Below are 22,333 nucleotides of genomic sequence, written 5' to 3' on the forward strand. Positions count from 1 at the left end.
TGGCGCATTGCCCACGGATAAGGGCAATCATAGCAGAACAGTCTGGCATGCGGAAACAGCAAACACGCAGGACTGCACTCTGTGCTACACGATTTATGATTTAGAGCAGAAATTCAGACTATGCCTGACCGCGCAATGCGCTGAGTTGGTTCATCAGCATCTCTTCGATGAGTTCACTGCGACTCATGTTGCGTGCCTCAGCCAGCTCGTTCAGAGCGTCAACGGCATCAGCGTTCAGTTTCAGTTCGACACGCTTAAGCCCGCGAACTTTGTCACGCTTAAGCTGATTACGTTTATTAATACGTAACTGTTCATCACGCGAGAGCGGATTAGTTTTGGGTCGTCCCGGGCGACGCTCCTGCGCGAACAGATCTAATGTCGTACGGTCCGTTTGTTCTTTGGCCATGATCTTGGTGACTTCGGGGAAACAATCAGCCAGGCGTCTGCCCGGATGGATAGCGCGCCATAATACATCAGCAGGGGAGACACGCCAACGCCCGCGCGCGTAATCGCGCGCAGACGCTGAGTTTTTAATCAGTTAGCCTGCTCGCTCAGATAACGACGGATGGCGCGCAGCACCGCCTCCGGTTTTTCGGCATGCACCCAATGCCCGGCGCCTGCTATAACGTGCGCACGAGCTTGTGGGAATTGCGCCAGCAGTTGTTCGCGATACGCTTCGGTAACATACGGTGAGTTGCCGCCTGGGATAAACAGCGCCGGATGCTCCCACGCAGGAATGGTTTCCCAACCGACGATATGCGGATATTGATCCCACAATACGGGAACGTTAAAGCGCCACTCGCCGTCAACAAAGGATTTCAGCAGAAACTGGATAACACCTTCCTCTTGCAGGTGCTGGCGCATGACGCTTGCCGCCTGCTGGCGTGAGGACGCTTGTGCATCGGTTACGGCATTGATTGCCGCAAAAATCTCATCGTGGCGGCGAACATGGTAGTCAACGGGAGCAATGTCGATGGCGACCAGCCGTTCGACACGTTCCGGAGCCAGAGCAGTCAGCGCCATGACGGCTTTTCCGCCCATCGAGTGGCCAATAAAGATCGCTTTTTCGATCTGCCGATCGTCCAGCGTATCCAGCAAATCTTGCGCCATAGCCGGATAATTCATCTCAGGTGAACGAGGGGAGAGGCCATGGTTTCGCATATCGACCTGGATGATGTGGTGGTCGGCTACTAGATCGCGTGCCAGGATCCCCAGGTTATCCAGGCTGCCAAACAAGCCGTGAACCAGGACGATGGGAGAATTATTGTGCAGGTTTTGCGCAGATTGCGCTCGGATATTCAATTTCATGGCAAAGTTCTTTTTTTCACACTCACGGGTTAGGGTATCATGTTGACCATTCTGCCACATGGCTGCAACAACTACGGTTACTCTGAGTTTTGCTGGCCACCAGGCTTGACGCTATCCGCTGTTGGGATTTGCCTTTACACTACGTGTGTTTACCCCGACAACTTGTATTCAGCTAAACACTGCACTGGATTAAGATGAAAACGATTGAAGTTGATGATGAACTCTATAGCTATATTGCCAGCCACACCAAGCATATTGGCGAGAGCGCATCCGACATTTTACGGCGTATGTTGAAATTTTCCGCCGCATCACAGCCTGTCACTCCGATAGTCAAAGAAGTCCGCGCTGTGCAACCTGTCGTGGAAGCCAAGCCGGTTAACCCCGTAAAAGATAAAGTGCGCGCGATGCGTGAGCTGCTGCTGTCCGACGAATACGCGGAACAGAAGAAAGCAGTAAATCGCTTTATGCTGGTGCTGTCTACACTCTATTCACTGGATCAAAACGCGTTCGCCGAAGCAACGGAATCGTTGCATGGTCGTACGCGTGTTTATTTTGCAGCTGATGAACAGACGCTGCTGAAAAATGGTAATCAAACCAAACCGAAGCACGTGCCAGGCACGCCGTACTGGGTGATCACCAATACCAATACCGGCCGTAAATGCAGCATGGTTGAACACATCATGCAGTCAATGCAATTCCCTGCGGAATTGATTGAAAAGGTTTGCGGAACAATTTAATCCTTGCATTAGAAGGACCAGGCAATGGCAATCCACAATCGTGCAGGTCAACCTGCGCAACAGAGTGATTTGATTAACGTCGCCCAACTGACGGCACAGTACTATGTACTGAAACCAACGGCAGGGAACGCTGAGCACGCTGTTAAGTTCGGTACGTCCGGACATCGCGGCAGTGCAGGTCGTCATAGTTTTAACGAGCCGCATATTCTGGCTATCGCCCAGGCGATTGCTGAAGAACGTGCGAAAAACGGGATTTCTGGTCCGTGCTATGTGGGCAAGGATACCCACGCGCTGTCTGAACCGGCTTTTATCTCTGTACTGGAAGTGCTGGCGGCGAACGGCGTTGACGTCATCGTGCAGGAAAATAACGGCTTTACGCCAACCCCTGCTGTATCGAACGCTATCCTGGTCCACAACAAAAAAGGCGGCCCGCTGGCTGACGGCATTGTGATCACGCCGTCCCACAACCCGCCGGAAGATGGCGGCATTAAATACAACCCGCCAAACGGTGGTCCGGCAGACACCAATGTCACCAAAGTGGTGGAAGACAGAGCCAACGCGCTGCTGGCGGCCGGTCTGCAAGGCGTGAAGCGTATGTCGCTGGACGCTGCGCTGGCATCTGGTCATGTGAAAGAGCAGGATCTGGTTCAGCCGTTTGTTGAAGGACTGGCTGACATCGTAGACATGGCGGCGATCCAGAAAGCGGGTCTGACGCTGGGTGTCGATCCGCTGGGCGGTTCCGGTATCGAATACTGGAAGCGTATTGCTAAGCACTACAACCTGAACCTGACTATCGTTAACGATCACGTTGATCAGACTTTCCGCTTTATGCATCTCGACAAAGATGGTGCAATCCGCATGGACTGCTCCTCCGAGTGTGCGATGGCGGGGCTGCTGGCGCTGCGCGACAAGTTCGATCTGGCCTTTGCCAATGACCCAGACTACGACCGTCACGGTATCGTCACCCCGGCAGGGCTGATGAATCCGAACCACTATCTGGCGGTGGCGATCAACTACCTGTTCCAGCATCGTCCGCAGTGGGGCAAAGATGTTGCCGTCGGTAAGACGCTGGTGTCATCGGCGATGATTGACCGAGTGGTCAACGATCTGGGCCGCAAGCTGGTGGAAGTGCCGGTGGGCTTTAAATGGTTTGTTGACGGTCTGTTTGACGGCAGTTTTGGCTTTGGTGGGGAAGAGAGCGCGGGGGCATCTTTCCTGCGTTTCGACGGTACACCGTGGTCAACCGACAAAGACGGCATCATCATGTGCCTGCTGGCGGCAGAAATTACCGCAGTGACCGGTAAGAACCCGCAGGAACACTACAACGAACTGGCTGCTCGCTTTGGCGCACCGAGCTACAACCGCCTGCAGGCAAGCGCGACCTCCGCGCAGAAAGCGGCGCTGTCTAAGCTGTCTCCGGAAATGGTGAGCGCCAGTACGCTGGCGGGCGACCCGATCACCGCGCGTCTGACGGCTGCACCGGGCAACGGCGCTTCTATCGGCGGTCTGAAAGTGATGACTGACAACGGCTGGTTTGCCGCGCGTCCTTCTGGTACGGAAGACGCTTACAAGATCTACTGCGAAAGCTTCCTCGGTGAAGAACATCGCAAGCAGATCGAAAAAGAAGCGGTTGAGATCGTCAGCGAAGTGCTGAAGAACGCGTAAACCGTAGGCCGGATAAGACGCTAGCGTCGCTATTCGGCATGAATAATGAAAAAGCCGGACAGCAAATACGCTGATCCGGCTTTTTATATTCAACTTAACGTCATGGCATGAACCGATAACCAATCCCGGTTTCGGTCAGAAAATGACGCGGACGTGCCGGGTCCAGTTCCAGTTTCTGGCGCAGGTGTCCCATGTAAATTCGCAGATAGTGGCTGTGTTCGACGGCGTTTGGTCCCCAAACCTGATTGAGCAACTGGCGCTGCGTCAGTACCTTTCCGGCATTATTCAGCAGTACCGCTAACAGGCGAAACTCAATCGGCGTCAAATGAATCTCTTCATCACCACGATGTACGAGTCGGGCGGCGATATCTACTTTTACGTTGGAAAAATGCACCACCGGCTCGGGAGACGTGCCGCTGGCGTGGCGACGCAATGCCACGCGCAATCGCGCCTGTAGCTCGCCAATACCAAAGGGTTTACTGAGATAGTCATCGGCACCGGCATCCAGGGCGGCAATTTTATCGCTTTCTTCGCTGCGGGCTGAGAGCACAATTACCGGTATCGCGCTCCATTGTCGCAGGTCACGAATAAAATCAATGCCGTCACCGTCCGGCAGACCGAGATCGAGAATGATGAGATCGGGTTTTCGCGTGGCGGCTTCCAGCAGACCACGTTGCAGCGTTTCCGCTTCATATACACGCAGACCATCGGCTTCCAGCGCAGTGCGCAGAAAGCGACGGATAGCCTGTTCATCTTCAACAATCAGTACGTTCGTCACATATCCTCATGAAAATCTTCAAGTTCAGGGGGGATTTCCTGGGGCAGTGTAACACGGAAACATGCTCCTCCCTGTGCGCGATTGTGGACGGAAATTGTACCGCCGTGCACGTCCACAATGGCCTGGCAGATTGCCAGCCCCAGCCCAACGCCCGGTACAGATGACTCTTTGTTTCCCCGGGAGAACTTGTCAAAAACTCGTTGCTCCATTCCCGATGGAATGCCAGGGCCATTATCCCAGACGTCCAGTTGCAGATGCTCGCCATCGACGCTGGCATCAATACCGATTTGCGCCGCTGGACCTGCGTATTTAACAGCGTTTTCCAGCAGGTTAATCAGCACCCGTTCAAATAGCGGGCCATCGACGTGGATCAGCGTCAACGGCGCGGGTAGCGACAAATTAATAGGAGCAGAGAGTCCTGGCTCCAGCATCTGCAGGGCACTGCCGACCACCTCTTCCAGCGTTAACCACTCTTTCTTAAGATTAAAGCCGCCAGACTGAATTCGCGCCATATCCAGCAGGTTATTAACCAGTCGGGTCGTATTCAGGACGTGCTGGCGAATTTCGCTGGCCTGGCGCGCGTGCGGCGATCCTTCACTTGCCAGATCCAGCGTTAAGATCTCTGCCTGACCAAACAACACCGTCAGCGGCGTGCGCAAATCGTGGGAAAGGGCGGCGAGCAGGGCATTGCGAATGCTTTCACGCTCGCTGGCAAACCGGGCCTGCTCTTCGCTGGCGGTGAGCGTCAGGCGTTCCAGCGCACTGGCGACCAGTAAAGTGAAAGTTTCCAGCAGGCGCTGCTGTTCGGGGATCATCAGCTGGCGTAAATTTCCTGGTTCCAAAACCAGCAACCCATGCGTTTTGTCGGCGCTTTTTAACGGTAAAATTTGATACGGCACACCCGGTAACGTGTCAGTGCCTGCGCCGGCCGGTTGCCCTTTATCAAAGCTCCATTGGGCAATGGCGTCATCCCACGGTGTCATGCCCTGTTGATGAGTGAGAGGGGCCAGCTTACCGTTCTCACCGGGCAGTAAAACCTGGCTGCGGGCCTGGAACGTTGAGGCAATAAACTGTTCGCTGGTGGCGGCGATATCCTGCTGGCTCCGTCCGACGGCCAGCGCTTTCGACATCTCATATAAATGACGCGTACGCTGTTCACGATAACGCGCTACCCGTGCTTGATAACGCACTCCAGCGGTGAGATTACCGATAACCAACCCTACCGTTAGCATCACGGCAAAGGTAAGCAGGTACTGGACGTCGGAAACGGCCAGCGTACCGCGTGGGGCAATAAAGAAGAGATCGAAGCTGGCAACGTTAATAAAGGTTGCCAGCACTGACGGCCAGCGTCCGTAAAAGAGGGCGATAACCACCACACCCAATAAATAGATCATCACCAGGTTGGCGGCGTCAAAGGCCATCAACCACTGCATGGCAATCAACGTAATGATGGCGCACAGCGCGACGGCAACCACGCAACCCTGAATTTGAACCCGCCACTTATCCTTAAAGGTGCGGCTATCTGCAGTTTGCAGCACAGGGCGCGAAGGTGGTTCGTCGAGCGCAACAATCATCAGGTCGAGATCCGGTGCGCGATGGGCCAGTTTGTCAGCAAAGGAATCACTGCGCCACCAGCGTCGCGTAGTCGGACGTCCGAGGACAATTTTTCCCAGATTATGCTCACGGGCGTAGCGGATTACTGCTTTGTCTTCAGCGGGATCGGAAAGGGTGGCGGTTTCTGCACCCAGCTCCTGGGCTAATCGCAGGGCGCTTAAAATTGCGCGGCGTTGTTTTTCGGGCAGTCGGTGCAGCGCTGGCGTTTCGACATACACTGCATGCCATACGCTGCCGAGGCGCGCTGCCAGACGCGCGGCGGCACGCACGAGCTTTTCGCTGCCGGTGTTGTGTCCAATACACAGCAATATGGCGTCGCGGGTATGCCAGACTTTCTCCTCTCCCGGACGTCCACGCCAGGCACGCATCTGATCGTCAACCCGATCGGCCGTGCGGCGCAGGGCCAGCTCACGTAGCGCGATCAAGTTACCTTTGCGAAAGAAATGCTCGATGGCTCTTTCCGCCTGACCGGCGATATAGACCTTGCCTTCGTTCAGGCGCTGGCGCAAATCGTCGGGGGGAAGATCGACCAGCACCACATCGTCAGCGGCATCGAAAAAAGGATCGGGGACGGTTTCGCGAACCTGAATGCCGGTGACGCCGCTGACCACATCATTGAGGCTTTCCAGATGCTGCACGTTGACGGTAGTAAAAACGTCAATACCGGCTTCCAGCAGCTCTTCAATATCTTGCCAGCGTTTAGGGTGGCGTGAGCCTGGCGCATTACTGTGCGCCAGTTCATCCATCAAAATGAGTGCCGGGCGGCGGGCCAGCGCCGCGTCGAGATCGAATTCGCTGATATGACGACCATGGCGCGCCTTTCGCTTTAGCGGCAGGATGCTGAGACCGTCCAGCAGCGCGGCGGTCTCTTTGCGTCCGTGGGTTTCCACCACGCCAATCAGCACATCTAATCCCTGCGCCCGCAGCCGCTGGGCCTCTGCCAGCATGGCCCAGGTTTTACCGACGCCTGCACACGCGCCGAAGAAAATTTTTAGTTTTCCCCGGTGCGGAGCGGTGGTCTGCTCCAGCAGGCGATCGGGGTCGGGGCGTAAGGGTTCGTTATGCATGTCCTTTTTCTCAGTGCTTATCCAGCGCTAAATTAAGTTCCACTAGGTTCACCACCGGTTGGCCGATAAAACTGACCAACGGCTTTTGCGTGTATTGTGCAACCAGGCGTGTGACCTCTTCAACGCTGAGGTTGCGAGCCTGCGCCACGCGGGGGATTTGCCAGGCCACCGCAGCTGGCGTCAGGTTGTTATCCAGCCCGCTGGCGGAAGCTGTTACCAGCTCTACCGGAACGGCAGGATTTGCCTGCGGGTTAGCGGCACGCAGCGCGGCAATCCGGCTTTGCAGCTGTTTATCCAGTTCCGGGTTGCTGGCTGCCAGATTACTGCCGCCTGAAGCCATTGGATTATAGGGCATTTCCGCTGTGGCTGAGGGGCGTCCCTGAAAATAACCGGCAGCGGTAAACTGTTGCCCAATGAGCTCGGAGCCGCGAACAATCTGACCTTCGCGGAGAAGCGAACCGTTAGCCTGGTGGGGAAACCACCATTGCCCCAGCGCAGTGGTCAGCAGCGGGTATGCCCCGCCGGTGATAAGCATCAGGAAAATCAATGTTGATAATGCAGGACGTAATCCACTCATCTGAAACCTCACACCAGACCCAGCAGGGTCAGCAGTAAATCAATTGCTTTGATACCGATAAACGGCACAACCAGACCACCCAGGCCATAGATCCACAAATTGCGGCGCAGCATCGCGGAAGCGGATAACGGTTTGTAACTCACGCCTTTCAGCGCTAGTGGGATCAGAAAGACGATAACCAGTGCGTTAAAGATAACCGCGCTGAGGATCGCCGAGTCCGGCGAATGCAGCCCCATCACGTTCAGCGCATTGAGCTGCGGGTAGGTGGCGGCGAACGCGGCCGGAATAATGGCAAAATACTTCGCTACGTCGTTGGCGATACTGAAGGTGGTCAGCGAACCGCGCGTCATCAGCATCTGTTTACCAATGTGCACCACTTCAATCAGTTTGGTGGGGTTGGAGTCGAGGTCCACCATGTTGCCCGCTTCTTTCGCTGCCTGGGTTCCGGAGTTCATGGCAACGGCCACATCGGCCTGAGCAAGGGCTGGTGCGTCGTTAGTTCCGTCGCCGGTCATCGCCACCAGACGACCTTCCGCCTGATACTGACGAATCAACGCCAGCTTGGCTTCCGGTGTGGCTTCGGCTAAGAAGTCATCCACTCCGGCTTCCGCGGCGATTGCGGCGGCGGTCAAACGGTTGTCGCCAGTGATCATCACCGTTTTGATCCCCATTTTACGCAGCTGGGCAAAACGCTCTTTAATCCCGCCTTTTACGATATCTTTCAGGGCAATCACGCCAAGTACGTGGGAGCCTTCAGCAACCACCAGCGGCGTAGCGCCAAGGCGTGCGACGTTTTCGACCTTCTGCTCAACGTCGGCGGGGAAGTGGCCGCCGTTGGCTTCGACGTGACGACGAATAGCATCGACCGACCCTTTGCGGATCATACGGTTGTCGATGTTGATCCCGCTCATCCGACTTTGGGCGGTAAACGGTACAAAGGTGGCGTGTAGCGATTGCACGTCGCGTATACGCAGATTAAAGCGCTGTTTAGCCAGAATCACGATGCTGCGGCCTTCCGGCGTTTCATCGGCCAGGGATGAAAGCTGCGCGGCATCGGCCAGCGTTTTTTCGTCCACGCCGTGGGCGGGCAGAAAATCTGAAGCCTGGCGGTTACCCAGCGTAATGGTGCCGGTTTTATCCAGCAGCAGTACATCCACGTCACCCGCCGCTTCTACTGCACGTCCGCTGGTGGCAATGACGTTCGCACCCAACATGCGGCTCATCCCGGCGACGCCAATCGCGGAGAGCAGCCCGCCTATCGTCGTAGGGATTAAACACACCAGCAGCGCAACCAATACAGTGACGCTGACCGCGCTACCGCCCCAGGCGGAAAACGGCCACAGCGTGGCCGTAGCCAGTAGAAAGACGATGGTCAGGGCTATCAACAGGATCGTCAGGGCAATTTCATTGGGCGTTTTACGCCGCTGTGCACCTTCAACCATGGCGATCATCCGGTCGAGGAACGTTTCACCAGGGTTTACGCTGCATTCGATAACCAACCAGTCGGAGAGGATGCGAGTCCCGCCGGTGACGGAGGCGAAATCACCACCGGATTCACGAATCACCGGCGCGGATTCACCGGTAATGGCGCTTTCATCTACCGACGCGCCTCCTTCGATCACCTCGCCGTCACACGGGATAATATCGCCAGCTTCCACCAGCACGATATCGCCTTTACGTAAATCATCGGCAGGGACGTGATCCATTGCCGCGCCGTATTTCGGTTCGCGAAGCTTGCGGGCAAAGGCGGTTTTTTTGACGCCTTTCAGGCTGTTGGCCTGAGCTTTACTGCGTCCTTCCGCCAGCGCTTCAGCAAAGTTGGCGAACAGAACGGTAATCCACAGCCACAGACTTATCGCACCGGTAAACCAAGGATTACCCGGCATATGGCCTGTTGCCATCGCCACGGTTAACAGGGTCGTTAACAGACTGCCCAACCAGACGATAAACATCACCGGATTACGCCATTGGGTATGTGGGCTTAATTTTTTCACGGCGTCCATCAGCGCCTGTGCGACCAGAGAGGGTTCGAACAGCGCCAGTTGCTTGCGACTCATAGTAATGTGCTCCGCATCACTCAGTGTAATGACAGGTATTCTGCGACCGGGCCAAGCGCCAGGGCAGGAACAAAGGTGAGAGCGCCAACCAGTAACACCGTACCGATCAACAACCCGACAAACAGCGCGCCGTGGGTAGGTAGCGTGCCGGAGCTGGCTGGCTGGATCTTTTTACTGACCAGCGATCCGGCAATCGCCATCACGGGAATGATCACGCCGAAGCGACCGAAGAACATGCATAAGGCCAGCAGGCAGTTCCAGAACGGGCTGTTGGCGCTTAACCCGGCGAAGGCGCTACCGTTGTTGTTCGAGGCGGACGACACGGCATACAGCACTTCGCTAAACCCGTGTGGACCCGGGTTAAGCATGGCGCTGCGGCCAGCTTCGGTCATCATGGCGATCGCTGTGCCGAGCAGGACCAGCGCAGGGGTGACCAGAATCGCCAACGCGGTCATTTTCATTTCGCGCACGTCGATTTTCTTACCCAGATACTCTGGTGTGCGGCCAATCATTAACCCGGCGATAAATACCGCCAGCAGCACGAACAGCAGCATGCCGTACAGACCTGAACCCACGCCGCCGAAGACCACTTCACCAATCTGCATTAACCACATTGGCACCATGCCGCCCAGCGCAGTAAAGGAGTCATGCATCGCATCAACAGCACCGCAAGATGCCGCTGTCGTGACGACGGCAAACAGACTCGTGGCCAGCACGCCAAAGCGGCTCTCTTTGCCTTCCATGTTGATATTACTGTCTGCGCCGAATGCCATCAGGTGTGGGTTGCCCTGAACTTCAGCCCACATCACGACGGCCACGCAGACCACAAAAATCAGTGACATGGCCCACAGCAGGGTCCGTCCCTGGCGACGATCGCCCACCACATCACCAAAGGCAAAACACAGCGCGGTAGGAATTAAGAAAATAGCCAGCATCTGTACCAGATTGGTCAATGCGGTAGGGTTTTCAAACGGATGTGATGAGTTAGCGTTAAAGAAACCGCCCCCGTTAGTGCCAAGCATCTTAATCGCTTCCTGTGAGGCGACGGGCCCCATCGGCAGCAGTTGTTTAACTCCTTCAAGTGTGGTGATGGGCTGATAGGGCAACACGTTTTGCAGCACACCTTGCTGAATGAAGAACAGCGCAATGAGCAATGCAATGGGGAGCAAGATCCACAGCGTAATGCGAATCAGATCGACCCAGGCGTTGCCCAAGGTGTTCATACTCTGGCGCGTGAAGGCGCGGGTCAGGGCAAAAATCACCGCAATCCCGGTTGCCGCTGACAGGAAGTTTTGTACGGTCAGCCCGACCATCTGGCTGAAGTAGCTTAAGGTGGTTTCACCAGCATAGGATTGCCAGTTGGTATTAGTGACAAAACTCACCGCGGTGTTAAGCGCCAGATCCCATGAAAGCCCTGGCAGTTGCTGGGGATTTAACGGCAGCAGGTTTTGCGCCATCAGCATCGAAAACAGGACCAGCAGGCCCAGTACATTGAGCGCGAGGATCGCCAACAGATACTGCCGCCAGTTCATCTCCTGCTGTGAGATGCCCAGACCACGCCAGAGCAAATTCTCCACGCCAGTCAGGCCCGGCAGGGACGTATTATTGATCAGTCGAGCCAGCCCAAAGCCCAGCGGTCTGGCGACGACAAACAGCACCAGCAAGAAACTGGCAATGAGTAAAAATCCTTGGGCCGCCATCAGAACGCCTCCGCATTAATCAGGGCATACACCAAATAACCTAATAATAAAAAGACCAGCACAATGCCGGTTATCACGCCTGCACTCACAGTGCACCTCCAGTGGCATAAATGTGATAACCAGAGCGTAGATTTTTGCTTGCAAAGATTTCGCAAAAATCAGTGGGTGGGGTGTAAAAAAAGTATAAAAATGGCAAAGACCATTATTTAACTAATGATTAGTATTAATTTAACTTTTATGTAACTTAATTACAGTTTTTAGCTAAACGGAGCATCAATAGATAAAAATAAGTGGTCGGATGAGTAGCAAAATTACACACAAGGCGGTATTATTTTCATCAGTTAACCAAGTTTATTTTTCCGGTGCGATTCACCGAACAGATATATGGGAGAGGATTATGGACTTTTATAAAGAATATCCAGCACACATTGTTTTCTTGCGCCGTACCTTTGCCGTTGTGGCGGGCGTGCTGGCGCTGCCGGTCATGTTGTTCTGGAAAGACCGCGCCCGTTTTTACAGCTACCTGCACCGCGTCTGGTCTAAAACCAGTGATAAACCGGTGTGGATGGAGCAGGCTGAAAAAGCCACCTGCGATTTCTACTGATAGCTAATAAATCCCCAAAAGCCGCTGATATCAGCGGCTTTTTTGTTCATGATAGCTACACTTATCTCAGGAATGAGAAAGGAGCGATCATGAGCGAGAAAATCCCTGTTGGTATCAGTGCCTGTCTGTTGGGGGAGGCGGTTCGCTATGATGGTGGGCATAAGCGGCTGGCCTTTGCTGTAGAAGAACTGTCGCCGTGGGTCGCGTTCGAACCCGTATGCCCTGAAATGGGTATCGGGTTACCGGTCCCGAGACCTGCGCTGCATCTGGTCAAAGAGGGCGAGGCTGTCTCCCTGCGTTTTAGTGATAAGCGCGAGGGTGATTTGACAGACGTAATGACGGCTTTTAGTCAGCGACAAAGCAATCGTCTGGAGCATTTGTGTGGCTATATTGTCTGTGCAAAATCCCCCAGTTGCGGTATGGAACGGGTGCGGGTCTACGACGTGGAAGGCAAAAACAACCGTAAAGCGGGACGAGGGATCTTTACGTCCGTGCTGATGTCGACGTTACCCTGGCTTCCCGTGGAAGAGGACGGGCGTTTGCACGACCCGCAGATTCGGGAAAATTTTGTTGAGCGCATTTATGCCTTGCACGAGCTCAACGGTATCCGTCAGCAAGGGTTAACGCGCGGCGCACTAATCGATTATCACAGCCGTTACAAGCTATTACTGTTGGCCCATTCCCAGCCGGACTATCGCGAACTCGGGCGTTTTGTCGCGGCGATCGGCGAATGGCAAGATTTGCAGGCTTATTTTGTCGAGTATCGCTTAAGGCTGATGAGTTTGCTGGCGCATCTTCCCTCGCGGCGCAACCATACCAACGTGCTGATGCATGTCCAGGGCTATTTCCGTACGCAATTAAATTCTCGTCAGCGGCAGGAGCTGGCCTCTCTCATTGACGGGTATCGACGTTCGACTCAACCGCTGCTTGCGCCAATAACATTACTCAAACACTATATGGCGGAATATCCGGATGCTTATCTCTCCGGGCAGCGCTATTTCAATCCCTGGCCAGAGGCTCTGCGTTTGCGCTACGGGCGTTAAGTTTTTTCTTCAGGAGTGTTATGACCACCCATTTGGTCTGGTTTCGGCGTGATTTACGCCTGCACGACAACCTCGCGCTGGCGGCGGCTTGTCGGGATCGTTCTGCGCAGGTGCTGGCGTTATATATCGCTACCCCCGAGCAGTGGAAGGCCCACGATATGGCCCCGCGCCAGGCGGCATTTACCTGCGCGCAGTTGAATGCGTTACAAACAGCGCTGGCAGAAAAAGGCATCCCTTTACTGTTTTACGAAGTGGCTGATTTTGCGGCCAGCGTGGACCCCATCAAAAGTGTCTGCCTGCAGCATGACGTCAGTCGATTATTTTATAACTATCAATATGAAATAAACGAATGCCAGCGTGATGCTGCCGTCGAAAAGTCCTTACCTCAGGTGGTGTGCGAAGGGTTTGACGACAGCGTGATCCTGCCCCCGGGGGCGGTGATGACCGGGAATCATGAGATGTATAAAGTGTTCACGCCGTTTAAAAATGCCTGGCTGAAGCGGATTAAAGACGGTATTCCAGAATGCGTTAGCGCGCCGAAAATGAGGGACAGCGGCGCACTCAGCACGTCGTTAAGCGCAATAACGCTGAGCTATCCGCAGCAATATTTTGATGCGCAGAGGTTTGTGGCAGATGAAAAATTGGCCATCGCGCAATTACGCCATTTTTGCCAGCAGGCTGTGGGAGAATACGAGCAGCAGCGTGATTTTCCCGCGATTGACGGGACCAGTCGATTATCCGCGAGCCTGGCGACAGGAGGACTATCACCGCGCCAGTGCCTGAATCGACTGCTCGCGGAGCAGCCGCAAGCGCTTGAGGGCGGCAGGGGTAGCGTCTGGCTGAACGAGCTTATCTGGCGTGAATTTTATCGTCATCTGATGACTTACCATCCGGCGCTGTGTCGGTATCAACCCTTTATCCGCTGGACCGATCGCGTGCAATGGCAGAATAATCCGACGCATTTGCAGGCCTGGAAAACGGGTAGTACGGGTTACCCTATTGTGGATGCGGCGATGCGTCAGCTCAACGCCACGGGCTGGATGCATAATCGATTACGCATGATTACCGCCAGTTTTTTGGTCAAGGACCTGCTGATTGACTGGCGTAAAGGCGAACAATATTTCATGTCGCAACTGATTGATGGTGACCTCGCGGCCAATAACGGCGGCTGGCAGTGGGCAGCCTCAACCGGAACCGACGCCGCACCGTATTTCCGTATCTTTAACCCCACGACGCAGGGCGAAAAATTCGACTGTGACGGTGAGTTTATCCGCCAGTGGGTGCCGGAACTGCGCGACGTGCCGGGTAAAGCCATTCATGACCCGTGGTCGTGGGCAGAAAAAGCGCAGGTAACACTAAGTTATCCTCGCCCGATTGTGGATCATAAACAGGCAAGGCTGGCGACGCTGGCGGCATATGAGGCGGCGCGCAAGGGGTAAAGGCATGGTGGATTTTGCGTAATACCTTCCAACAGAATGAACATGTTGCAGTCGGGTGATTTTAGCGCTGAAGCGTGCGCTCAGTACCGTAAATACCCTGCTGCACAAGTTTTCTCTCAGCAGTAAATTTCCGTCATCTGAATGAAAATGACGGAAATTAATGACAACGCCAACGACCTCCACCCCGCATGATGCGGTGTTTAAAACGTTTTTACATCATCCCGAAACTGCACGAGATTTTCTCGACATTCACCTGCCAGCTGAACTGCGGATGCTTTGCGATTTGAATTCGCTGCAACTGGAGTCAGAAAGCTTTATTGAAGCGGATTTACGTTCGCGCTACTCCGACGTGCTCTGGTCTTTGCACACACGCAACGGTGACGGTTATGTCTATGTGGTGATAGAGCATCAAAGTTCAGCCGAGCCACATATGGCTTTTCGTCTGTTGCGTTATGCGCTGGCGGCGATGCAGCGCCATCTGGACGCAGGGCACAAGGAACTGCCGCTGGTGATACCGATGCTGTTTTATCATGGCTGCCGAAGCCCCTATCCGTACTCATTGTGCTGGCTGGATACCTTTGCCGACCCCGTGGCGGCAAGACAGCTTTATTCCAGCGCATTTCCGTTGGTAGACATAACGGTGGTACCCGATGATGAGATCATGGCTCACAGGCGAATGGCGCTGCTGGAATTAATGCAAAAACATATCCGTCAGCGGGATTTGATGGGGCTGATAGAACAACTGACCACGCTACTACTTACTGGATGCACTAATGACACGCAACTGCAGGCGATGTTTAATTACATCCTACGATCCGGCGATGAATCTCGCTTTAATGAGTTTATGCAAGAGATGGCACAACGGATCCCCCAACATAAGGAGAGGCTGATGACTATTGCGGAGCGGTTACGGTTAGATGGATTACAGGAAGGTTTACAACAAGGGCTACAACAAGGCAAAGAAGTAGGAAAGCGAGAAGCCGCATTACGTATAGCGCAAACTATGCTGGAGCAGGGAATAGATCGCGCAATGGTACTACTAGTGACGGGGCTTACTGAAGAGGAACTCGCTGCAAGTTATGCGTAATTACCCGAAAAAACAGGCCCGAATAGTATTACATCATCGGGCCCTTACACTCAGGATTCTACCGCCAGCGGACGGTTTCTGAACTTAAGCGACTGGTACAGCCAAATCAGCAGCACCAACACCACGCAGGCCAGCGCGCCCCAGGTAATTTCGCTAAAGACATCAATATACGCATTGATGGAGTAGTTGATAGCGCCAGCAGCATCAAACGAGCCTTGCGACGTCTGATCGGCGATAACGCCTGCCAGATAGTTGGCGATGGCGCCGGACAGCAGCATATAAATGCCTGTTAATACGCCAGTCACCCCAGGGATCTCAATACGCGTAATTTGCGACATCGCCACCGGGTCGATAAACAGTTCGGCAAAGCCCATGACCGCCAGCCCCAATACCATCAGCGGCATGGAAGAGTGGCCGTAAGCTGCGGACCAGCGGGCGCTTAAGGTCAGAATGCAGAACCCTGCGCTCATTAAACCGAGGCCAAGGGCGAATTTACCCCAAATACGTACGGTACGATTGCCGCCAACGCTTTCTTTGATTACCCAGGCCAGCACGATACCGCACAGCATAACGGCAAAGGCGTTAACCGACTGGAACATCGCGGTCGGGACGGAATACCCCAAAATATCGCGATTTACGAAGCGGTCAATATACAGGCTAATCGAGCTGCCGCCCTGTTGAGCAAAGGCCCAGAACAGCAAGCTGAAGAAGGTCAGCGTGACGATAAGCCCCAATTCTTTGCGCTGCTTTTGGGTTTGCGCCTGACGGTAAATCTTCGCCAGAACCGCCAGACCAATAACCGTGGCAACAATCAGTGCGTAAACGGACCACTCTTTCCAGAACAGGACGGTAATCAGTAACGGTGCTGCAACCAGCAGAACTAACAGCCAGGCCCAGTTTGGCAGCATATACTTTTTCGCACACAGCACAGCCTTGTTGACGCCAGTGGTATGAGCGAAATGGCGATTACCGCATAAGAAAATCACCAACCCTGCCAGCATGCCAATCGCAGCCAGCGCAAAGCCCATCGCCCAGCTGTACTCTTCCTGCACGTATCCGCAGGCAATCGGTGCGATGATCGAACCGATGTTACCGGCTGCGTAGAGCAGAGAGAATCCACCGTCGCGACGCGGATCTTCAGGTTGATATAACTCGCCCAGCAGGCAACTAATGTTGGATTTAAACAGACCGTAGCCGCAGACAATGATCGCCAGCGACAAATAAAGGAACGCCGGAGCCATTTCGCTTGCGCCCAATACCAGATGTCCCACCGCCATTAAAAATGCGCCGATCATCACCGCCATTCGATTCCCGAGCACTTTATCTGCCAGGTATCCCCCGAGAATGGGGGTGACGTAGACCAGTGAACAGTAGGCGCTGAACAGTTCATATGCGTGATTATCGTCGTACTTGAGCTGGTTAGTGAGATACAGGATCAGCAGCGCACGCATGCCGTAAAAACTGAAATATTCCCAGATTTGTAGCGCGACGACGTAATAAATCGCCCGTGGTTGAGATGCTTGTTTATTCATTATTTTCTCGAAGTAAATGCCTCGCGACAGGCTGAGCGTACTGCGCGAGCGTGTTTCCTTAAAGTTGTAACTTTGATACAGATCTGATTATTTTTGCAATATGCTGTCTGATTGCATAAATATACATGAATTGGATCGCGTAGTGGTAAGCAAATCATGTTCAAAGCGGGTGTGATTGTTTCTTGATGTGTCAGTGAAATGGCTATCGACGAACGCAGGCGAGGACGCTATTTTAACCTAAGCTGTGTTGCTGATTAGGCAGGCAGAATTAATGACTACGAGGACGATGATGAAAAACACCGAACTGGAACAACTGATCAACGACAAACTGAACAGCGCCGCCATTAGCGACTATGCGCCGAATGGTTTGCAGGTTGAGGGCAAAGAGACGGTGCATAAAATCGTGACCGGCGTGACCGCAAGTCAGGCGCTGCTGGATGAGGCGGTGCGCCTGCAGGCCGATGCGGTTATCGTTCATCACGGTTATTTCTGGAAAGGCGAATCTCCGGTAATTCGCGGAATGAAGCGCCATCGTCTGAAAACGCTGTTGGAAAACGATATCAACCTGTATGGCTGGCACCTGCCGCTGGATGCTCACCCGGAACTGGGGAATAACGCGCAGTTGGCCGCGCTGTTGGGGATTACCGTGATGGGTGAGATCGAACCGCTGGTGCCATGGGGAGAACTCTCCATGCCGGTTCCGGGACTGGAGTTGGCATCGTGGATTGAAGCGCGTTTAGGCCGCAAACCGTTATGGTGTGGTGATACCGGTCCGGAAAAAGTTCAGCGCGTCGCCTGGTGTACGGGGGGCGGTCAAAGTTTTATTGATAGCGCAGCCCGGTTTGGCGTCGACGCTTTTATCACTGGTGAAGTTTCAGAGCAAACCATTCACTCAGCCCGCGAGCAGGGGCTGCATTTTTATGCTGCCGGTCACCATGCGACCGAACGCGGCGGCATTCGCGCATTAAGCGATTGGCTTAATGAAAATACCGATCTGGACGTGACTTTTATCGATATTCCTAATCCAGCGTAATAAAGAGGGACGAAAGTGCAGCGAGCGCGTTGTTATCTGTTAGGTGAAACGGCAGTGGTTCTTGAACTGGAACCACCCATTACGCTGGCGACTCAGAAACGCATCTGGCGTCTGGCCCAGCGTCTGGTTGATGCCCCGAATGTACTGGAAGCTATTCCAGGCATGAACAATATCACGGTGACCTTGCGTGACCCGCAAACGCTGGCGCTGGATGCGATTGAGCGCCTACAACGCTGGTGGGAAGAGAGCGAAGCACTGGAGCCGGATTCGCGCTTTATTGAAATTCCTGTTACCTATGGCGGTGAGGCCGGTCCCGATCTGGCAGAGGTCGCCCGGCACAGCGGATTAAGTGACAAGCAGGTTGTGGAACTTCATGCGTCGGTTGATTACGTGGTGTGGTTTATCGGGTTTCAGCCGGGATTCCCCTATCTCGGGAGCTTACCTGAACAACTACATACCCCAAGACGTGCGGAACCGCGTTTGCTTGTTCCGGCAGGTTCTGTCGGTATCGGTGGATCTCAAACGGGGATCTACCCGCTTTCCACGCCTGGCGGGTGGCAATTGATTGGGCGTACCTCCGTTTCGTTATTTGATCCAAAACGGGAGGAGCCGATTCTGTTACGGGCTGGCGATACCGTGCGTTTTGTCCCGCAGAAGGAGGGGATATGTTAAACATCATCCGCGCTGGCATGTACACCTCAGTACAGGACGGGGGACGTCATAGTTTTCGTCAATCCGGAATCAGTCACTGTGGGGCGCTGGATAAACCGGCGCTGAACGTGGCTAACCTGCTGGTGGGTAATGATGCGAATGCCGCAGCGCTGGAAATCACGCTGGGGCAACTGGTGGTGGAGTTTGAAGCCGATGGCTGGTTTGCCCTGACCGGTGCCGGATGCGAAGCACAGCTGGATCGTACGCCCGTGTGGAGCGGATGGCGGTTACCGGTAAAAGCCGGGCAGCGCCTGACGCTAAAACGTCCGCTTCATGGCATGCGCAGTTATCTGGCGGTAGCGGGCGGTATTGATGTTCCCGAAGTGATGGGCTCGCGTAGTACCGATCTGAAAGTGGGCATTGGTGGGTTTGAAGGGCGTCTACTGCGTGATGGCGATCGACTGGCGATTGGCGTATCTACCCGGCAATTCAGCGAGCCGCAAGGTGTTAAGCAACTGATGTGGGGTAATCTCATTCGCGCGTTGCCCGGACCTGAATATCAGGAGTTTGATGAGGTATCGCAGGCTTCGTTCTGGCGCTCACCGTGGCAACTTAGCCCACAAAGTAACCGTATGGGGTATCGTCTTCAGGGGCAGCCGCTGACGCGCACGACCGATCGCGAGCTGCTATCACATGGCTTGCTCCCCGGCGTGGTGCAGGTTCCACATAATGGCCAGCCAATTGTGCTGATGAACGATGCGCAGACGACAGGCGGCTATCCGCGCATCGCCTGTATTATTGAGGCAGATATGTATCATCTGGCGCAGATCCCGCTCGGTCAACCGATTCATTTTGTGCAGTGTTCGCTGGAGGAAGCGCTGAAGGCGCGGTACGACCAGCAGCGTTACCTGGAACAGTTAGCATGGCGACTTAACAATGAAAATTGATCTCAATGCAGACCTCGGTGAGGGATGTGCGAACGATGCAGCGTTGCTGCAATTGGTGTCATCGGCCAACATCGCCTGTGGGTTTCACGCAGGCGATGCGCAAACCATGCTCTCAAGCGTGCGCGAAGCGCTAAAAAATGGCGTAGCGATAGGTGCGCATCCCAGCTTTCCGGATCGGGAAAATTTTGGCCGTAGCGCCATGACCCTGCCTGCGCAAACGGTGTATGCGCAGACGCTGTATCAAATTGGCGCGCTGGCTGCCATCACGCGGGCGGAGGGCGGTGTGATGCATCATGTCAAACCGCATGGCATGCTCTATAACCAGGCAGCGAAAGATCCTCAACTGGCTGATGCGATTGCGAAAGCGGTTCATGCCTGCGATCCGTCGCTGATTTTAGTGGGACTGGCGGGAAGCGAACTGATTCGTGCTGGAGAACACTATGGCCTGGTAACGCGTCAGGAGGTGTTTGCCGATCGGGGTTATCAGGCCGATGGCAGCCTGGTGCCGCGTAGTCAGCCGGGCGCACTGATTGAGGATGAAGAGCAGGCGTTGGCGCAAACGTTAGAAATGGTGCAATCCGGCAGAGTAAAAAGCCAAAGTGGGACATGGGCGAGCGTGACTGCCCAGACGGTATGCATTCATGGGGATGGCGAGCACGCACTCGCTTTTGCTCGTCGCTTGCGTAGCGCCTTTGAAGCATGCAATATTCAAATTAGCGCATAAATTTATTCATACAAAACAATAATATATTACACAACAACATAAGGGATTTAATTATGGGAGAGGCTATTTCTCTCTGGCCATTGACGGGGATCGCCGTCATCGTGGTCGGATTTCTTTTACGTTTTAACCCGGTATTGGTGGTTATTATTGCCGGGATTGTCACGGGGCTGGCGGCGCATATGCCTATCGCCACTATTCTCGAGAAACTGGGTGAAGGTTTTCTTAACACCCGCAACCTACCGTTTATCCTGCTGATCCCACTGGCGGTAATCGGTCTGCTGGAACGTCACGGTCTGAAAGAGCGTGCGCAGGCGTGGATTGCAAAAATCCGCAGCGCTACCAGCGGCCGCCTGCTGATTGTCTATCTGTTCATTCGCGAAGCGACCGCTGCATTAGGACTCACCAGTCTGGGGGGGCATCCGCAAATGGTGCGTCCGCTGCTGGCGCCGATGGCGGAAGGGGCCGCTGAGAAAAATCACGGCGAGATACCTGGGGCGGTACGCTATCGACTGCGCGCAATGTCAGCGGCGACCGATAACGTCGGGCTGTTTTTCGGTGAAGATATCTTTGTTGCTTTCGGCGCCATCATCTTCATGCATAACTTTATGCTGGAGTCTGGTGGGATCCGGACTGAACCGCTGCATATCGCCCTATGGGGGATCCCAACGGCAATTTGTGCTTTCCTGATCCACGGCACACGTTTGTGGCGTCTGGATAGCTATTTGCAACGTGAGGTGGCGAAAGCGAACGCCGCAGCGAAAGGGGAAGCGCAATGAATTTTCAACAAAGCTATCTCTACTGGCTGGCGGGCGCGGTATTACTGATTGTGGCCGTCATGTCCTGGCAGGATAAAGCGAACCCGCGTCGCTTCACCACTGGTCTGTTTTGGGGCATATACGGCGTACTGTTTCTGCTTGGCGACTGGACATTCTCGCTGTTTGGCGACAAGCGCGCGGTGCATATTGCCGTCGGTATTGCGGTGGTCGTCCTGGCGCTGATCGCCGGTTTCGGCGGCGTAAAGCTGGGAAGCTATCATCAACGGACGCAGCAACAGCGCGAAGAAAGTGCCAGTCGCTTGGGCAACCGCCTTTTTTTCCCGGCGCTGGCGATCCCGGTAGTAACGGTTATTGGCGTGCTGATGTTCAACCATATTCCGGGCTTACAGGATGCGCTGTTTGGGCCGGGTAATCACGCCACGCTGGTGACGCTTTTTTCCATGACCGCAGGTTCGTTGATTGGTCTGGCGATGGCAATAAAAATGACCCATGAGCGGGTGCATCAACCGATCCAGGAGGCGCGCCGTCTGCTGGACTCCATCGGCTGGGCGTTCATCCTGCCACAGATTCTGGCTACGCTCGGGCTGTTGTTTACGGCAGCGGGCGTAGGCAGCGGCATTTCATATCTGACGCAGGAATATCTGGCGGTAGACAGTCGCTTTATCGCAGTGGCGGTGTACACCATCGGCATGGCATTGCTGACTATGGTCATGGGCAATGCGTTTGCTGCTTTCCCGATCGTGACCGCTGGGATTGGTATTCCAATTCTTGTACTGCAACACGGTGGTAATCCGGCGGTAATGGCGGCGATTGGTATGTTCTCCGGTTATTGCGGGACACTGATGACGCCGATGGCGGCGAACTTTAACATTGTCCCTGCTGCGCTGCTGGAACTACCGGACAAAAACGCGGTGATTAAAGCGCAGGTGCCAACCGGCATACTGCTGCTATTGGTCAACGTGTTCCTGATGTATTTCCTGATGTTCTTGTAAGG

The 22,333-nt window shown here is 54.4% G+C and carries 21 protein-coding genes; 12 read left to right on the forward strand and 9 right to left on the reverse strand.

The window, feature by feature from the left end:
* Positions 1 to 118 precede the first annotated feature (118 nt).
* Together ybfE and ybfF are read right to left on the reverse strand one after the other, a co-directional pair.
* Positions 119 to 406 carry a LexA regulated protein gene (ybfE, locus tag C2U41_RS04215; protein ID WP_003022842.1) on the reverse strand — a complete coding sequence of 96 codons (288 nt, stop codon included), beginning with the start codon at positions 404 to 406 and terminating at the stop codon, positions 119 to 121.
* Between the two features lie 128 nt (positions 407 to 534).
* Positions 535 to 1,308: an esterase gene (gene ybfF, locus C2U41_RS04220; RefSeq protein ID WP_099530268.1), complete on the reverse strand. Its 774-nt coding sequence runs from the start codon at positions 1,306 to 1,308 to the stop codon at positions 535 to 537.
* Positions 1,309 to 1,502: 194 nt separating this feature from the next.
* On the opposite strand from ybfF, the gene seqA reads away from it, so the two are divergent.
* Complete coding sequence (gene seqA, locus C2U41_RS04225) at positions 1,503 to 2,045, forward strand: replication initiation negative regulator SeqA (protein ID WP_003022848.1); 543 nt, start codon at positions 1,503 to 1,505, stop codon at positions 2,043 to 2,045.
* Positions 2,046 to 2,069: 24 nt separating this feature from the next.
* Positions 2,070 to 3,710 carry a phosphoglucomutase (alpha-D-glucose-1,6-bisphosphate-dependent) gene (gene pgm / locus C2U41_RS04230; RefSeq protein WP_103848307.1) on the forward strand — a complete coding sequence of 547 codons (1,641 nt, stop codon included), beginning with the start codon at positions 2,070 to 2,072 and terminating at the stop codon, positions 3,708 to 3,710.
* 100 nt (positions 3,711 to 3,810) lie between these two features.
* On the opposite strand, the gene kdpE is transcribed toward pgm, so the two are convergent.
* Genes kdpE through kdpF form a run of 6 tightly spaced genes read right to left on the reverse strand, consistent with a single transcriptional unit; the run spans position 3,811 to position 11,592 of the window.
* Positions 3,811 to 4,488, reverse strand: a complete 678-nt coding sequence (kdpE, locus tag C2U41_RS04235; RefSeq protein WP_003022856.1) for a two-component system response regulator KdpE — start codon at positions 4,486 to 4,488, stop codon at positions 3,811 to 3,813.
* Positions 4,485 to 7,169: a two-component system sensor histidine kinase KdpD gene (kdpD, locus tag C2U41_RS04240; protein WP_103848308.1), complete on the reverse strand. Its 2,685-nt coding sequence runs from the start codon at positions 7,167 to 7,169 to the stop codon at positions 4,485 to 4,487. The genes kdpE and kdpD overlap by 4 nt, the downstream gene beginning before the upstream one ends.
* Before the next feature lie 10 nt (positions 7,170 to 7,179).
* Positions 7,180 to 7,746, reverse strand: a complete 567-nt coding sequence (gene kdpC, locus C2U41_RS04245; RefSeq protein WP_003835531.1) for a potassium-transporting ATPase subunit KdpC — start codon at positions 7,744 to 7,746, stop codon at positions 7,180 to 7,182.
* Between the two features lie 8 nt (positions 7,747 to 7,754).
* The gene (kdpB, locus tag C2U41_RS04250) at positions 7,755 to 9,803 is read right to left on the reverse strand and encodes a potassium-transporting ATPase subunit KdpB (protein ID WP_003022864.1); all 2,049 of its coding nucleotides are present in this window, start codon (positions 9,801 to 9,803) and stop codon (positions 7,755 to 7,757) included.
* Between the two features lie 20 nt (positions 9,804 to 9,823).
* Entirely contained in the window at positions 9,824 to 11,503 is a 1,680-nt protein-coding gene (kdpA, locus tag C2U41_RS04255) for a potassium-transporting ATPase subunit KdpA (protein ID WP_032938522.1), read from the reverse strand.
* Positions 11,503 to 11,592: a K(+)-transporting ATPase subunit F gene (gene kdpF, locus C2U41_RS04260; protein ID WP_001670793.1), complete on the reverse strand. Its 90-nt coding sequence runs from the start codon at positions 11,590 to 11,592 to the stop codon at positions 11,503 to 11,505. The genes kdpA and kdpF overlap by 1 nt, the downstream gene beginning before the upstream one ends.
* 308 nt (positions 11,593 to 11,900) lie before the next feature.
* Between kdpF and C2U41_RS04265 the strand changes: the two genes are divergently transcribed.
* The 4 genes from C2U41_RS04265 to C2U41_RS04280 all read left to right on the forward strand — a co-directional run bounded on the left by C2U41_RS04265 (position 11,901) and on the right by C2U41_RS04280 (position 15,676).
* Positions 11,901 to 12,107 (forward strand): YbfA family protein, encoded by a 207-nt coding sequence (locus C2U41_RS04265; RefSeq protein ID WP_003022870.1) that lies wholly within the window; start codon positions 11,901 to 11,903, stop codon positions 12,105 to 12,107.
* An 89-nt stretch (positions 12,108 to 12,196) separates the two neighbouring features.
* Positions 12,197 to 13,150 carry a YbgA family protein gene (locus C2U41_RS04270; protein ID WP_003835465.1) on the forward strand — a complete coding sequence of 318 codons (954 nt, stop codon included), beginning with the start codon at positions 12,197 to 12,199 and terminating at the stop codon, positions 13,148 to 13,150.
* Between the two features lie 20 nt (positions 13,151 to 13,170).
* Positions 13,171 to 14,589, forward strand: a complete 1,419-nt coding sequence (phrB, locus tag C2U41_RS04275) for a deoxyribodipyrimidine photo-lyase (protein ID WP_103848309.1) — start codon at positions 13,171 to 13,173, stop codon at positions 14,587 to 14,589.
* A 160-nt stretch (positions 14,590 to 14,749) separates the two neighbouring features.
* Positions 14,750 to 15,676: an Rpn family recombination-promoting nuclease/putative transposase gene (locus C2U41_RS04280; RefSeq protein WP_032938519.1), complete on the forward strand. Its 927-nt coding sequence runs from the start codon at positions 14,750 to 14,752 to the stop codon at positions 15,674 to 15,676.
* 50 nt (positions 15,677 to 15,726) lie between these two features.
* Here the strand turns inward: C2U41_RS04280 and dtpD are convergent, their stop codons facing one another.
* Positions 15,727 to 17,208 carry a dipeptide permease DtpD gene (dtpD, locus tag C2U41_RS04285; protein WP_003847348.1) on the reverse strand — a complete coding sequence of 494 codons (1,482 nt, stop codon included), beginning with the start codon at positions 17,206 to 17,208 and terminating at the stop codon, positions 15,727 to 15,729.
* A 289-nt stretch (positions 17,209 to 17,497) separates the two neighbouring features.
* Here dtpD and ybgI point away from each other — a divergent pair, with 289 nt between their 5' ends.
* The 6 genes from ybgI to C2U41_RS04315 are packed head-to-tail and all read left to right on the forward strand — an operon-like array spanning position 17,498 to position 22,331.
* Entirely contained in the window at positions 17,498 to 18,241 is a 744-nt protein-coding gene (ybgI, locus tag C2U41_RS04290; protein ID WP_003022887.1) for a radiation resistance protein YbgI, read from the forward strand.
* A 15-nt stretch (positions 18,242 to 18,256) separates the two neighbouring features.
* Positions 18,257 to 18,913 (forward strand): 5-oxoprolinase subunit PxpB, encoded by a 657-nt coding sequence (gene pxpB, locus C2U41_RS04295; RefSeq protein ID WP_003835457.1) that lies wholly within the window; start codon positions 18,257 to 18,259, stop codon positions 18,911 to 18,913.
* Positions 18,907 to 19,839 (forward strand): 5-oxoprolinase subunit PxpC, encoded by a 933-nt coding sequence (gene pxpC, locus C2U41_RS04300; RefSeq protein WP_003022892.1) that lies wholly within the window; start codon positions 18,907 to 18,909, stop codon positions 19,837 to 19,839. Before pxpB ends, pxpC begins: the two co-directional genes overlap by 7 nt.
* Positions 19,829 to 20,563: a 5-oxoprolinase subunit PxpA gene (gene pxpA, locus C2U41_RS04305; RefSeq protein ID WP_003835451.1), complete on the forward strand. Its 735-nt coding sequence runs from the start codon at positions 19,829 to 19,831 to the stop codon at positions 20,561 to 20,563. Before pxpC ends, pxpA begins: the two co-directional genes overlap by 11 nt.
* Before the next feature lie 53 nt (positions 20,564 to 20,616).
* The gene (locus tag C2U41_RS04310; RefSeq protein WP_103848310.1) at positions 20,617 to 21,339 is read left to right on the forward strand and encodes a DUF969 domain-containing protein; all 723 of its coding nucleotides are present in this window, start codon (positions 20,617 to 20,619) and stop codon (positions 21,337 to 21,339) included.
* Entirely contained in the window at positions 21,336 to 22,331 is a 996-nt protein-coding gene (locus C2U41_RS04315; RefSeq protein ID WP_003847337.1) for a DUF979 domain-containing protein, read from the forward strand. Before C2U41_RS04310 ends, C2U41_RS04315 begins: the two co-directional genes overlap by 4 nt.
* Positions 22,332 to 22,333: the final 2 nt, after the last annotated feature.

The organism is Citrobacter freundii complex sp. CFNIH4, from assembly GCF_002934505.1.
Lineage (GTDB): Bacteria > Pseudomonadota > Gammaproteobacteria > Enterobacterales > Enterobacteriaceae > Citrobacter > Citrobacter freundii.